This window comes from Streptomyces sp. NPDC050564 (genome assembly GCF_044457265.1).
In the GTDB taxonomy this organism is placed as follows: Bacteria; Actinomycetota; Actinomycetes; order Streptomycetales; family Streptomycetaceae; genus Streptomyces.
The window spans coordinates 78,055-91,073 of record NZ_JBITGS010000001.1 but is presented as its reverse complement, the minus strand read 5'-3'; the positions used below and the strand labels follow the sequence as shown (position 1 = coordinate 91,073).

13 protein-coding genes and 1 riboswitch are annotated in these 13,019 nt (G+C 70.6%); of the genes, 6 read left to right on the top strand and 7 right to left on the bottom strand.

The genetic code is table 11. The features are described from left to right. Positions 1 to 99 precede the first annotated feature (99 nt). Positions 100 to 1,557, top strand: a complete 1,458-nt coding sequence (locus ACIBK0_RS00395; RefSeq protein WP_399074007.1) for an aldehyde dehydrogenase — start codon at positions 100 to 102, stop codon at positions 1,555 to 1,557. A gap of 2 nt (positions 1,558 to 1,559) precedes the next feature. Continuing rightward, positions 1,560 to 1,793 carry a ferredoxin gene (locus ACIBK0_RS00390; RefSeq protein WP_399074005.1) on the top strand — a complete coding sequence of 78 codons (234 nt, stop codon included), beginning with the start codon at positions 1,560 to 1,562 and terminating at the stop codon, positions 1,791 to 1,793. Between the two features lie 62 nt (positions 1,794 to 1,855). Beyond that, positions 1,856 to 2,031, top strand: a riboswitch (TPP riboswitch). Between the two features lie 38 nt (positions 2,032 to 2,069). On the opposite strand, the gene ACIBK0_RS00385 is transcribed toward ACIBK0_RS00390, so the two are convergent. Further along, positions 2,070 to 2,753 carry a TetR family transcriptional regulator gene (locus tag ACIBK0_RS00385; protein WP_399074003.1) on the bottom strand — a complete coding sequence of 228 codons (684 nt, stop codon included), beginning with the start codon at positions 2,751 to 2,753 and terminating at the stop codon, positions 2,070 to 2,072. A 239-nt stretch (positions 2,754 to 2,992) separates the two neighbouring features. Between ACIBK0_RS00385 and ACIBK0_RS00380 the strand changes: the two genes are divergently transcribed. From ACIBK0_RS00380 to ACIBK0_RS00370, 3 genes are read left to right on the top strand one after another with little or no spacing between them, the layout of a single operon-like run. Next, entirely contained in the window at positions 2,993 to 4,450 is a 1,458-nt protein-coding gene (locus tag ACIBK0_RS00380; RefSeq protein ID WP_399074001.1) for a glycosyltransferase family 4 protein, read from the top strand. Continuing rightward, positions 4,444 to 5,178: a class I SAM-dependent methyltransferase gene (locus ACIBK0_RS00375; protein ID WP_399073999.1), complete on the top strand. Its 735-nt coding sequence runs from the start codon at positions 4,444 to 4,446 to the stop codon at positions 5,176 to 5,178. The genes ACIBK0_RS00380 and ACIBK0_RS00375 overlap by 7 nt, the downstream gene beginning before the upstream one ends. Beyond that, positions 5,175 to 6,245 carry a prenyltransferase gene (locus ACIBK0_RS00370; protein ID WP_399073997.1) on the top strand — a complete coding sequence of 357 codons (1,071 nt, stop codon included), beginning with the start codon at positions 5,175 to 5,177 and terminating at the stop codon, positions 6,243 to 6,245. The genes ACIBK0_RS00375 and ACIBK0_RS00370 overlap by 4 nt, the downstream gene beginning before the upstream one ends. A 25-nt stretch (positions 6,246 to 6,270) precedes the next feature. Here ACIBK0_RS00370 and ACIBK0_RS00365 read toward each other — a convergent pair whose 3' ends face one another. After that, the gene (locus tag ACIBK0_RS00365; protein ID WP_399073995.1) at positions 6,271 to 6,564 is read right to left on the bottom strand and encodes a hypothetical protein; all 294 of its coding nucleotides are present in this window, start codon (positions 6,562 to 6,564) and stop codon (positions 6,271 to 6,273) included. Positions 6,565 to 6,748: 184 nt separating this feature from the next. On the opposite strand from ACIBK0_RS00365, the gene ACIBK0_RS00360 reads away from it, so the two are divergent. Then, positions 6,749 to 7,309, top strand: a complete 561-nt coding sequence (locus ACIBK0_RS00360) for a hypothetical protein (RefSeq protein ID WP_399073993.1) — start codon at positions 6,749 to 6,751, stop codon at positions 7,307 to 7,309. 4 nt (positions 7,310 to 7,313) lie between these two features. Here the strand turns inward: ACIBK0_RS00360 and ACIBK0_RS00355 are convergent, their stop codons facing one another. From ACIBK0_RS00355 to ACIBK0_RS00335, 5 genes are all read right to left on the bottom strand, one after another. Then, positions 7,314 to 8,324, bottom strand: a complete 1,011-nt coding sequence (locus ACIBK0_RS00355; protein WP_399073991.1) for an LLM class F420-dependent oxidoreductase — start codon at positions 8,322 to 8,324, stop codon at positions 7,314 to 7,316. A gap of 115 nt (positions 8,325 to 8,439) precedes the next feature. Next, entirely contained in the window at positions 8,440 to 9,258 is an 819-nt protein-coding gene (locus ACIBK0_RS00350) for a hypothetical protein (RefSeq protein ID WP_399073989.1), read from the bottom strand. A 158-nt stretch (positions 9,259 to 9,416) separates the two neighbouring features. Beyond that, a complete protein-coding gene (locus ACIBK0_RS00345; protein ID WP_399073987.1) occupies positions 9,417 to 10,382 on the bottom strand; it encodes an N-acetylmuramoyl-L-alanine amidase in 966 nt (321 codons plus the stop codon). Positions 10,383 to 10,404: 22 nt separating this feature from the next. Next, entirely contained in the window at positions 10,405 to 11,055 is a 651-nt protein-coding gene (locus ACIBK0_RS00340) for a class I SAM-dependent methyltransferase (protein WP_399073985.1), read from the bottom strand. 94 nt (positions 11,056 to 11,149) lie between these two features. Beyond that, on the bottom strand, positions 11,150 to 12,889 hold the full coding sequence (locus tag ACIBK0_RS00335; RefSeq protein ID WP_399073983.1) for an MFS transporter: 1,740 nt from the start codon (positions 12,887 to 12,889) through the stop codon (positions 11,150 to 11,152). Positions 12,890 to 13,019: the final 130 nt, after the last annotated feature.

Genomic DNA, 13,019 nt, shown 5'->3' with positions numbered 1-13,019 from the left:
CGGCCCGTGGACTCCGCTGACTGGAACTGGTATCAGTTCTCGTATCTGATGAAGCGTCAGAGAAGCGTCAGGGAACGGTCCCTCGGGAGGCAGTCAGCCATGACGGAGCTCGTGGAACACGGACAGCTGTTCATAGGGGGGGAGTTGACGGACCCCCTGGGCAAGGACGTCATCGAGGTGATCTCGCCCCACACCGAAGAGGTCATCGGGCGGGTGCCGCACGCCTCGACGGGGGACGTCGACCGGGCCGTCGCCGCCGCGCGCAAGGCGTTCGACGAGGGTCCCTGGCCGCGCATGAGCCTCGACGAGCGGGTCGAGGTCGTCACCCGGATCAAGGACGCGATCGCGGTGCGCCACGAGGAGATCGCCCGCGTCATCTCCTCCGAGAACGGCTCCCCGTACTCCTGGAGCGTCCTCGCGCAGGCCCTCGGCGCGATGATGGTGTGGGACGCGGCGATCACGGTCGCGCGCACCTACACCTACGAGGAGACGCGCGACGGAGTCCTCGGGAAGATCCTCGTCCGGCGCGAGCCGGTGGGGGTCGTCGCAGCCGTGGTCCCGTGGAACGTCCCGCAGTTCGTGGCGGCGGCCAAGCTCGCGCCCGCGCTGCTGACCGGCTGCACGGTCGTACTGAAGCCGTCGCCCGAGTCGCCGCTCGACGCCTATCTGCTGGGCGAGATCGCCAAGGAGGCCGGGCTGCCCGAGGGCGTGCTCTCGATCCTCCCGGCGGACCGTGAGGTCAGCGAGTACCTGGTCGGACACCCGGACATCGACAAGGTCTCGTTCACCGGGTCGGTCGCGGCCGGCAAGCGCGTCATGGAGGTCGCGTCGCGCAATCTCACCCGCGTGACCCTGGAACTGGGCGGCAAGTCCGCGGCGGTGGTGCTCCCGGACGCCGACATCGGGACATCCGTCCCCGGCATCGTCTCGGCGGCCTGGATGAACAACGGCCAGGCCTGTGTCGCCCAGACCCGCATCCTTGTGCCGCGCTCGCGCTACGACGAGTTCGCGGACGCCTTCGCGGCGGCGGCCGGCGCGCTGGTGGTCGGCGACCCGCTCGACCCGGCGACCCAGGTGGGCCCGCTGGTCGCGAGGCGCCAGCAGCAGCGCAACCTCGACTACATCCGCATCGGCCAGGAGGAAGGGGCCAAGATCCTCACCGGCGGCGGCCGTCCGCCGGGCCTCGACCGCGGCTGGTATGTCGAGCCGACCCTCTTCGGCGACGTCGACAACTCCATGCGGATCGCGCGCGAGGAGATCTTCGGCCCGGTGATCTGCCTGCTCCCGTACGGCGACGAGTCCGAGGCCGTGAAGATCGCGAACGACTCGGACTACGGGCTGAGCGGCAGCGTCTGGACGGCCGACGTGGCCCATGGCATCGACGTCGCCCGCCAGGTCCGCACCGGCACCTACTCCGTCAACACCTTCAGCCTCGACATGCTCGGCCCCTTCGGCGGCTACAAGAACTCCGGCCTGGGTCGGGAGTTCGGCCCCGAGGGGTACGGCGAGTTCCTGGAGCACAAGATGATCCATCTGCCGGCCGGCTGGGAGGCGTGAGCATGGGCGACCGCTGGCAGGTGGAGGTCGACCGCTCGGTGTGCATCGGCTCCGCCCAGTGCGTCCACCATGCCCCGGACGCCTTCCGCCTGGACACCGGTATGCAGTCCCACCCGGTCGAGCCGGAGGCCGATGCCAACGAGAAGATCCTCGCGGCGGCGGAGGGCTGCCCGGTGGAGGCGATCACGATCACGCTGCTGGGGAGCGGGGAGCCGGTGTTCCCACCGGAAGACTGAAGAAAAAAATCCCTTTCGGGGGTTTCTATCCGGCCATAGGCGTTCTATCCTGGTATTGCCTACGAGGCGAGTGAGGGAGTTCAACCGGAGTAGCCGACTTTGGCGAGACGCTTAGGCATCCGCTGGGGCCGACGTCGACGGTCGGGCTGAGAGGCCGGAAGGTAGCAGTTGGACCGGAAGGCGACCTCCACTACCTGATCCGGGTAATACCGGCGAAGGGAACCCGTCTCGTAGGTTTTTGCGTGCCCGCGTGCCACGCCCCGTGCGCCCGCGGCCCTAGTCGTCCGCGGCCGGGTCCGTCAGGTCGATCAAGCGGCACACCGTCTCGATGTCGATCTTGACCTGGGCGATCGAGGCCCGGCCCGAGAGCCAGGTGATCAGGGCCGAGTGCCAGGTGTGCTCGATGACGCGGACGGCGGAGAGCTGGGCGGGGGTGGGGTCGTCGAGGCCCATGGCGTCGAGGATGATCACCGTGGTCTGCCGGGAGACCTGGTCGACCTCGGGGCTGACGCTGCGGTCCGCGAAGGTGAGCGCGCGGACCATGGCGTCGGCGAGATGCGGCTCGCGCTGCAGGGCGCGGAACGCCCGCATCAGCGTCTCCGCCACCCGCTCGGCCGCCGTGTCCCCGGCCGGCGGCTTCTTGCGCAGCGTGCCGTGCATGTGCTCCAGCTGGTCCTGCATCGTGGCGACCAGCAGATGAACCTTCGAGGGGAAGTAGCGGTACAGCGTGCCCAGGGCGACCTGCGACGACTCCGCGACCTCGCGCATCTGTACGGCGTCGAAGCCGCCCCGGCTGGCCAGCTGCGCGCTCGCGTGCAGGATCCGTCGGCGGCGCGCCTCCTGCCGCTCGGTGAGCGGGGCAGTGGCGGGGTGCGGGGTGGAGTGGTGCGCGGAGGAGGGCGTGGACGGCTGCGACGCCGACCGCGCGTTCTTCGAGTCCGCCTTGGCTTCCGCAGGCATGGGTCCGTTCCGTGACATCAGCGAGAGGGAGCGATGAGTCAGCATGGCAGGGCTCCGGCTGCCGTGCGAATCATCGGACTCCGCCATTCCGTCGTGGCGTGAATCACCTGATCCACCGCTCACAGCAGCGCTACCTGCCGGTAGATTCAGTGCTCCTTGAACGATCAAGTCTGAAACTTGTTCTAGATTAGCGTCCCGGCGTAATCTCGCGGGAAAGTGCAGGGAGAAGGGGGCCGTAAGTGACCGCTGAGGCCATGGAGGCGGGCCCCGGGGAGGGTGCGGCCGCCGACGGGGACCGACCTCTGCGCATCGCGCTCCTCACGTACAAGGGGAACCCGTTCTGCGGCGGCCAGGGTGTCTACGTACGACACCTCTCGCGCGAGCTCGCCCGCCTCGGCCACCGGGTCGAGGTCATCGGCTCCCAGCCCTATCCGGTGCTGGACGAAGGCCTGCCCGAGCTGAGCCTCACCGAGCTGCCCAGCCTCGACCTCTACCGCCAGCCCGACCCCTTTCGCACCCCGAAGCGCGAGGAGTTCCGGGACTGGATCGATGCGCTCGAGGTCGGCACGATGTGGACCGGAGGCTTTCCCGAGCCGCTGACCTTCTCGCTGCGTGCCCGGCGTCATCTGCGCGCCCGCCGAGGCGAGTTCGACGTCGTCCACGACAACCAGACCCTCGGCTACGGCCTGCTGGGCGACGTGGGCGCACCCCTCGTCACCACCATCCATCACCCCATCACCGTCGACCGGCAGCTGGAGCTGGACGCCGCCGAGGGATGGAAGCGCCGCGCGTCCGTCCGCCGCTGGTACGCCTTCACGCGCATGCAGAAGCGCGTCGCGCGCCGCCTGCCGTCCGTGCTCACCGTCTCCGGTACGTCACGCCAGGAGATCGTCGACCACCTGGGTGTGGCTCAGGACCGTATACACGTGGTGCACATCGGCGCGGACACCGACCTTTTCTCGCCGGATCCGGCGGTACGGCAGGTGCCGGGCCGCATCGTGACGACATCCAGCGCGGACGTGCCGCTCAAGGGCCTGGTCTTCCTCGTCGAGGCGCTCGCGAAAGTGCGCACCGAGCACCCCGGCGCCCACCTCGTCGTCGTCGGCAAGCGCGCCGAGGACGGGCCCGTCGCCCAGGCCATCGAGCGGTACGGGCTCGAAGGCGCCGTCGAGTTCGTCAAGGGGATCTCCGACGCGGAACTGGTCGACCTGGTGCGCTCGGCGGAGGTCGCCTGTGTGCCGTCGCTGTACGAGGGCTTCTCGCTCCCGGCGGCGGAGGCCATGGCGACCGGCACGCCGCTGGTGGCCACGACCGGCGGGGCGATCCCGGAGGTCGCCGGGCCCGACGGCGAGACCTGCCTGGCGGTGCCGCCCGGCGACTCGGGCGCGCTGGCCGCCGCTCTGAGCCGACTGCTCGGCGACGTGGAGCTGCGGGTGCGCCTGGGCGTCGCCGGCCGTGCGCGGGTACTGCAGCGCTTCACCTGGGCCCGAGCCGCCGAGGGCACGGTGGCCCACTACCGCGAGGCCATGGCCGGCTCCGCGGGCCAGGCCCCCCGCCGCTCCGCGGCAGGCCCCGGCCTCCCCATCGCGCCCACGCCTCCCGACCGCTCCGCGGCCACCGAGGGGGCCGAAGCCCCCGCCCAGGACGCCGCCGAAGAACTAGTTGTAGCCAACCGCGAAAGCAGGGCCACGTGCTGACCGTCGACTTCTCCCGGTTCCCGCTCGCCCCGGGCGACCGCGTCCTGGACCTCGGCTGTGGTGCCGGCCGGCACGCGTTCGAGTGCTACCGGCGCGGCGCCCAGGTCGTCGCGCTGGACCAGAACGGCGAGGAGATCCGCGAGGTCGCCAAGTGGTTCGCGGCGATGAAGGAGGCGGGCGAGGCGCCCGCCGGAGCCACCGCGACGGCCATGGAGGGCGACGCGCTGGCGCTGCCCTTCCCCGACGAGTCCTTCGACGTCGTGATCATCTCCGAGGTCATGGAACACATCCCGGACGACAAGGGCGTCCTCGCGGAAATGGTCCGCGTCCTGAAGCCGGGCGGCCGCATCGCGATCACCGTTCCGCGCTACGGCCCGGAGAAGGTCTGCTGGGCGCTGTCCGACGCGTACCACGAGGTCGAGGGCGGCCACATCCGCATCTACAAGGCGGACGAACTGCTGGCCAAGATCCGCGAGGCCGGCCTCAAGCCCTACGGCTCCCACCACGCGCACGCCCTCCACTCCCCGTACTGGTGGCTGAAGTGCGCGTTCGGCGTCGACAACGACAAGGCGCTGCCCGTGCGGGCGTACCACAAGCTCCTGGTCTGGGACATCATGAAGAAACCCCTGGCCACACGGGTCGCCGAGCAGGCGCTGAACCCGTTGATCGGCAAGAGCTTCGTGGCGTATGCGACCAAGCCCCACCTCCCCCTGGTGGACGCCAAGTGACCACCCCCCGGACAGAACACCTCGTCCTGCCCGGGGTCCTCACCGCCGAGCAGGCTGCCGCCACGGTGCGCGGGATCCTCGGGGTGCAGCGCCCGGACGGCGCCATACCGTGGTTCCGCGGGCACCACCTCGACCCGTGGGACCACACCGAAGCGGCCATGGCGCTCGACGCCGCGGGGGAGCACGAGGCGGCTGAGCGCGCGTACGAGTGGCTGGTCAGGCACCAGAACACGGACGGCTCCTGGTACGCGGCGTACGCCGACGGGGACTTCGAGGACGTCACCGACCGCGGCCGCGAGACGAACTTCTGCGCGTACATCGCCGTCGGCGTCTGGCACCACTACCTGGCCACCGGCGACGACACGTTCCTGGACCGCATGTGGCCGGCCGTCTACGCGGCCGTGGAGTTCGTGCTCGGACTCCAGCAGCCCGGCGGGCAGATCGGCTGGAAGCGCGAGGACGACGGCACAGCGGTGAACGACGCGCTGCTGACCGGGAGTTCGTCGATCCACCACGCGCTGCGCTGTGCGCTGGCCATCGCCGAGCAGCGGGAAGAGCCGCAGCCCGACTGGGAGCTGGCGGTCGGCGCGCTGCGCCATGCGATCCGGCTCCACCCCGAGCGGTTCCTCGACAAGGACCGCTACTCGATGGACTGGTACTACCCGGTGCTCGGCGGCGCGTTGACGGGCGCCGAGGCCAAGTCACGTATCGACGAGGGATGGGACCGTTTCGTGGTCCCGGGATTCGGTGTCCGCTGCGTGGTCCCCAACCCGTGGGTGACCGGTGGCGAGTCGGCCGAACTCGCCCTCGCCCTGTGGGCGGTGGGCGAGTCCGACCGTGCTCTGGAGATTCTCCAGTCCATCCAGCACCTGCGCGACCCCAGGACCGGCCTGTACTGGACGGGTTACGTCTTCGAGGACCAGGCCATCTGGCCCGAGGAACTCACCACCTGGACCGCCGGTTCACTCCTGCTGGCCGTCGCCGCGCTGGGCGGCGACGAGCCCACCTGCGCGGTCTTCGGCGGCGAACGCCTCCCGTGGGGCCTGGACCCCGACTGCTGCGCGTAGCTGAGTCCGCGGACCGTCCGCAGGCTCAGTGCCGGTGCATACGGTTGGCGATCGCGTGGCCCACGAAGAGGTACACGACGGCCGCCAGGCCGTAGCCCGCGACGACGCGCGCCCACGCCTCGTCGAAGGTGAACAGGTCACGCGACCAGCCGGCGAGCCAGGCGGCCGCGTCATGGACGAACTGCACCAGGTCGTTGGCGCGGTTGGCGTCCAGCAGATACATCAGGATCCACAGACCGAGGATGACGGCCATCACGTCCGCGACGATCGCGATGACCGTCCCCGCCTGATTCGAGCCGTTGCGATATCGAGGGGACATACCTGCCGGGTAGCCAGCGCATCGTGGGTGAAACCCGAACGGGTTCGCTCAAGTGGCGCAGTCGCCGCGACGGGGTGAGGCTCACGGGAGAGCCGTGTTCTCCCGTGACCAGGGAGAACCATGTCCCTGTCCAGGGAGAACTCTGTCCCTGATCAGGGGAACCGTTCCCTTCCCGGAGGACCCCGTGCCCGTACCGATACGGCGCCCGATCGTGGCGCTCACCCTGTCCTGCGCCCTGCTCGCCGGCGCCACCGCCTGCGGCAGTGACAGCACTACGAAGGACACCGCCGCCGTGGCCGCAACCGCCCCTCCAAGTCCATCGACCTCCGCGGAGAAACAGAAGTTCGCCAAGACCCGCTTCGTGGCGAACGCGGGGCTCGCGGCCGGAGCCACCTACCAGTGGATCGTCAAGCCGTGGAAGGCCGGCAAGTTCAAGAAGGGTGCGAACGGGCACAAGCTCGCCCTGGTCAAGGCGGGCCTCGCGGGCACGTTCGCGTACAACCGCCTCAAGGCGGCCGCGAAGAACGCCGAAGGGGACCCGGCGCTTTCCAAGGCCATCGCCCCGCTCACCGCGGGCATCGAAACGCTCAAGGGCCTGCCCTCCAAGCTGCGCAAGGGTGACGGGACCGACGGTGCCGTGAGTTCCTTCGACGACGTCATCAACAAGGTGAAGGACGCCGGCAAGAGCGCGGGCGCCGAGGTCAAGGACCAGGTGCCGTCGGCGTCGCAGCTCACCGGTGGTTGACCGACTACGAGTTGAGTTCGGCGAGCACCCGTAGTGTGCGCGGGTCCGGGGACAGGACCAGCAGGTCGGTCACCGGACCCTTGCGCCACAACTCCAGCCGCTCGGCGATGCGTTCGCGCGGTCCGACGAGCGAGATCTCGTCGGCGAAGGCGTCCGGGACGGCGAGGACGGCTTCCTCGCGACGCCCGGCGAGGAACAGCTCCTGAATGTGGCGCGCCTCCTCCTCATACCCCATGCGCGCCATCAGATCGGCATGGAAGTTGCGCGCCGCGTGCCCCATCCCGCCGATGTAGAAGCCGAGCATCGCCTTGACGGGCAGCAGCCCTTCGGCGAGGTCGTCGCAGACGTGGGCGCGGGCCATGGGGGCGACGAGGAAGCCTTCAGACAGGTCGGTGAGCGAGGCCTCGTACGCCTGGGGGCGGGTCGGTGACCAGTACAGCGGCAGCCAGCCGTCCGCGATCCGGGTCGTCTGCGCGATGTTCTTCGGGCCCTCGGCGCCCAGCAGGACGGGCAGTTCGGCGCGCAGGGGGTGCGTGATCGGCTTCAACGCCTTGCCGAGGCCGGTGCCGTCGGCGCCCCGGTACGGGTGGGAGTGGAAGCGCCCGTCCAGTTCAACGGGGGCCTCGCGCCTGAGGACTTGGCGTACGACATCCACGTACTCCCTGGTCGCGGTCAGCGGCGACTTCGGGAACGGCCGCCCGTACCAGCCCTCGACGACCTGCGGACCCGAAAGCCCGAGGCCGAGCATCATGCGCCCGCCGGAGAGGTGGTCGAGGGTGAGCGCGTGCATCGCGGTGGTGGTGGGGGAGCGGGCGGCCATCTGGGCGACGGCCGTGCCGAGTTGGATACGGGACGTCCGCGCGGCGATCCAGGTGAGCGGGGTGAAGGCGTCCGAGCCCCAGGACTCGGCGGTCCACACGGAGTGGTATCCGAGCCGTTCCGCCTCCTGGGCGAGCGGCACATGGTCCGCGGAGGGGCCGCGCCCCCAGTAGCCGAGTGCGAGACCGAGCCGCATGTCCCCTCCAGGCGCCGATGTCTGATGGACTGTCAGCTATACGTTCGGCTGGCGACTGTACGACAACGGCCCCCCGCCCGGAAGGGCGAGGGGCCGCATGTGCGGGAAGCGGGCGTCAGCCGCGCTGGATCCCCGACGTGTCCTGCAGGACGCCACGACGGCCGTCCTGGGTCTGCGCCACCAGGGTGGCACCGCGCTGCTCGACGGCCAGGTACCAGGTGCCCGGCGCCAGTTCGGCGATCGGCGCCTGCGAACCGTCCTCCGCGAACAGCGGCCGCGGCACCGGCACGGCGAACCAGAACGGCGAGAAGTCCTGGGCGGCGGGCTGCTGCGCCTGCGGGGCCGGCTGCTGCGGCTGGGGCTGCGACGGACCACCGAACGGCTGCTGCTGCGGCTGAGCGCCGTAGGGCTGGGCCGGCTGCTGGGCGCCGGGGTAGCCGTAACCGCCCTGCGGCTGGGCGCCGTAGGGCTGGGGGGTGGGGGGCTTGGGGGCGCCGACGAGAGCCGCGTTCAGCGCCGGGACCAGCGGGGTGGCGATCGCGGCGGCGGCCAGGACCAGGGCGGCGATCAGGCCGAGGATCAGGCCCGAGCCCGCGCTGACGTTCGAGGTGCCGAAGGTGTCGCTGAACGCGCCCAGCGGGTCGATGATGGTCCAGAACGAGGTCCACAGGGCGAAGAGCGTCAGGGCCACCCCGAGCTGGCCGAGGTCGAGCCCGATGACCTTCCGCGGCTGCGGGAGCGCGCGGGCGACAACGATCAGGGCCGCACCGGCGATGCCCCCGATGTACATGCTCATCACGAGGCCCAGGTTGTCCCAGGCATTGAGCGAGTTGCTGCCGGCCGGGTCGTACGTGCTGAGGAACGACGCGATGAACAGCAATACCGCTGCTCCGATCACCACGCCGTCGCCTCGAGTGAGGGAGCGGATATTCACTTCAGGTCCTTCGTCAGTCGTCTCGTCATCGGTGGAGGCATCGCTGTCACCATGGCGCCGTCAGGCCCTGGTGTGAAGCGCGGGGGTGGCCCCTCATCGTACGGACGACACTATCGCCCGCCCGATCAGGGTGTACGCCCGGTGCAACCTCGTGATCACTACCCGCGCAGGAAACTCACGATTCCCTCAGAGATCCCACGCGCCGCCTTCTGCCGCCACGCGCCGCTGGTGAGCAACGCAGCGTCCTTGCTATCGCGCATGTTGCCGCACTCGATGAACACCTTCGGAACCGTTGACAGATTGAGACCGCCGAGATCCTTTCGGACCACGAGACCGGTGCCGTCACCGACGTAGTTGGAGGGCGCGCTGCCCGTCTCGCGGACGAACAGGCCCGCGATGCGCTCGCCCAGATCGCGGGAGGGGGCGACGATGGGGCGGGTGTCGGCGGCGCCGGCGTGGACGGACGCGGGCAGGATCACATGGAAGCCGCGGTTGCCGGCCGCCGAGCCGTCCGCGTGGATCGAGACGACCGCGTCGGCGTGAGCCTTGTCACCGATCTCGGCCCGCTCGTCCACGCATGGGCCCCACGAGCGGTCGCCGTCCTGTGTGAACTTCACCGTGGCGCCCTGCTGTTGCAGGATCGTCCGCATCCGGCGCGCGACGTCGAGCGTGAACTGGGCTTCGGTGTAACCCGCGTTGGTCGACGTGCCCGTCGTGTCGCACTCCTTCCAGTTCGTGCCGATGTTCACCTTGCGGTTGATGTCGGCCGCGTGCCGGAAGTTACCCGGGTTGTGCCCGGGGTCGATGACGACGACCTTGCCCTTGAGGGGGCCGGAGGCGGCGGGTGCGGACGCGGAGGGCGTCGAGGTCGACTTCGAGGGCGGTGACGTACTCGGCTTGGAGTCGTCCGTGCCGGAAGCGGACGCCGTGGGGGAGGCGGGCGCGGAGGACGACGGTGCCACCCCTGCCTTGTCGGACCCGCCCCCCGAGTCGTCGCCCACCGCCTGCCACACCAGCCACCCGGCCAGCGCACCGGGTACGAGCGCGGCGACCGCGACGGTGAGTGGTCCGCGCCGGGAACGGCGCGGTTGGGGCGGATCGAAGTCAGGGCCTACGTACGACACGTCAGCGACTCTAACCGTGCCCTCAGATCCCCGCTCCCGTTCGCCGCAGGACGCGCAACGAGTCGTTCACCGAGATCTCGGTGAACGCGCCGGACTCCAGGGCCCTGAGATAGACGCGGTACGGGGCCTGGCCGGTGAACTCGTCGGCCGGGTCGGGGAAGACGTCGTGGATCACCAGGAGGCCGCCTTCGGCGACGTGCGGGGCCCAGCCCTCGTAGTCGCCGTTGGCGTGCTCGTCGGTGTGGCCGCCGTCGATGAAGACGAAACCGAGCGGTGTCTGCCAGAAGGCGGCGATCTGCGGCGAGCGGCCGACGATCGCGACCACCTGGTCCTCCAGGCCCGCCTGGTGCAGGGTGCGGCGGAAGGTGGGGAGCGTGTCCATCCGGCCGATCTCGGGGTCGACCGTGGACGGGTCGTGGTACTCCCACCCCGGCTGCTGCTCTTCGCTGCCCCGGTGGTGATCGACCGTGATCGCCGTCACCCCGGCCTCACGCGCGGCCGCCGCGAGCAGGATCGTGGAGCGCCCGCAGTAGGTGCCGACCTCCAGCAGCGGCAGCCCGAGCCGCCCCGCCTCGACGGCGGCCTCGTACAGCGCGAGCCCCTCGCCGAGCGGCATGAACCCCTTCGCGGCCTCGAAGGCGGCGAGAATCTCCGGCTTGGGTGCCGCGGGCATGGGGGTCCTCCTGGTTGTACGGGTCCCTGGGCGCCCCATCGTGCACCACACCCCCGCCGCGGACGCGACGGGGGTGCCACAGGAGGGTCGTCCGTTACGCCGGAACGGTCGCGGCCGGCAGCGCCAGGTCCACCTCGACCGGACGCTCGTCGCCCGCGTGCGTCGCCGAGGAGGCGAGCGGGCCGTGGCCGGTGGCCTTGGCAGCCAGGACGTAGGGGCCCTCGGCGGGCACGGCCAGCACGTAGCTGCCGTCCTCGGCGGAGAGGGTGGCGCCCGCCTGGCGGCCGCGCCGGTCGATCAGGGTGACCTTGGCGCGGGCGACCGGGTCGCCGTCGGCGTTCAGGACGCGGCCGCGGAAGCCGCGGAGCACCTCGTTCGCGCGCTCCAGGGCGGCGTCCTCCTCGCTGCTGGCGCGCAGCTGGGGCTTGGTCGCCTGGCGTCGGCCGGGCAGGAACAGGGCCATGAGCAGGCCGACCGCCACCGCGCCCGTCGCGATCAGGAAGGAGACGCGGAAACCGTGCATGGTGGGGACGGCGACGCCGCCCACGTGATGGGCCGTGTTGGCGAGCACCATGCCGATGACGGCGCTCGACACCGACGTACCGATGGAGCGCATCAGGGTGTTCAGGCCGTTGGCCGCGCCCGTCTCGGAGGCCGGGACGGCGCCGACGATCAGCGCGGGCAGCGAGGAGTACGCGAGGCCGATGCCCGCGCCGAGGACCACCGCGATGACGAGGCTCTGCCAGGCGGCGCTCATCAGACCGAGGCCCGCTCCGTAGCCGATCGCGATGATCAGCATGCCGAGGATCAGCGTGACCTTGGGGCCGTACTTGGCGGAGAGGCGGGCGTAGACCGGCGCGGTGACCATCATCGTCAGGCCGAGCGGCGCCACCAGCAGACCCGCGGTGACCATCGACTGGCCGAGGCCGTAGCCGGTGGCCTTCGGCAGCTGGAGGAGCTGCGGCAGGACCAGCGAGACGACGTAGAAGGACACGCCGACCATGATCGAGGCGAGGTTGGTGAAGAGCACCGCGGGGCGGGCGGTGGTGCGCAGGTCGACCAGCGGAGCCTTCAGACGCAGCTCCATCACGCCCCACAGGACGAGCACGACGGCCGACGCGGTGAACAGGCCGAGCGTGGTGGCCGAGGTCCAGCCCCAGTCGCTGCCCTTGGTGATCGGCAGGAGGAAGAGGACGAGGCCCACGGAGAGGCCTATCGCGCCCAGCACGTCGAAGGTGCCCTCGGCGCGCATCGGGGACTCCGGCACGACGAGGAGGGTGAGGAGGATCGAGAGGACGCCGAGGCCGGCGGCGCCGTAGAAGAGGGCGTGCCAGTTCGCGTGCTGCGCGACCAGGGCCGCGGCGGGCAGCGCGAGTCCGCCGCCGACGCCGATCGAGGAGCTCATCAGGGCCATCGCCGAGCCGAGCTTCTCGCGGGGCAGCATGTCGCGCATCAGGCCGATGCCGAGCGGGATCGCGCCCATGGCGAAGCCCTGGAGCGTACGGCCCACGATCATCGGCAGCAGGGTGCTGGTCAGGGCGCTGACCAGTGCGCCGACCACCATCACGGCCAGGCTGGTGAGCAGCATGCGCCGCTTGCCGAAGAGGTCGCCGAGGCGCCCCATGATCGGCGTGGCCACGGCGCCCGAGAGCAGAGTCGAGGTCAGCACCCACGTGGCGTTGCTGGGCTCGGTGTTCAGCAGCGTCGGCAGGTCCTTGATGACCGGGACGAGCAGGGTCTGCATCACCGCGACAACGATGCCCGCGAAGGCGAGCACCGGCACGGTCGCGCCGCTCGGCCTCCGCGTGGGCTGGTCGGTCGTCGTGTGCGTCATGGGGTGGGGCCTCCAGGCCGGAAGAAGAGACGTACTCAGGTAGTGCGGGGGAGGGTGATCCGTGCGGGATACGGGCGGTCGGGTCGACGATCCGGGTGGGTGATCCGTGCGGGATACGTGCAAGTTGAAC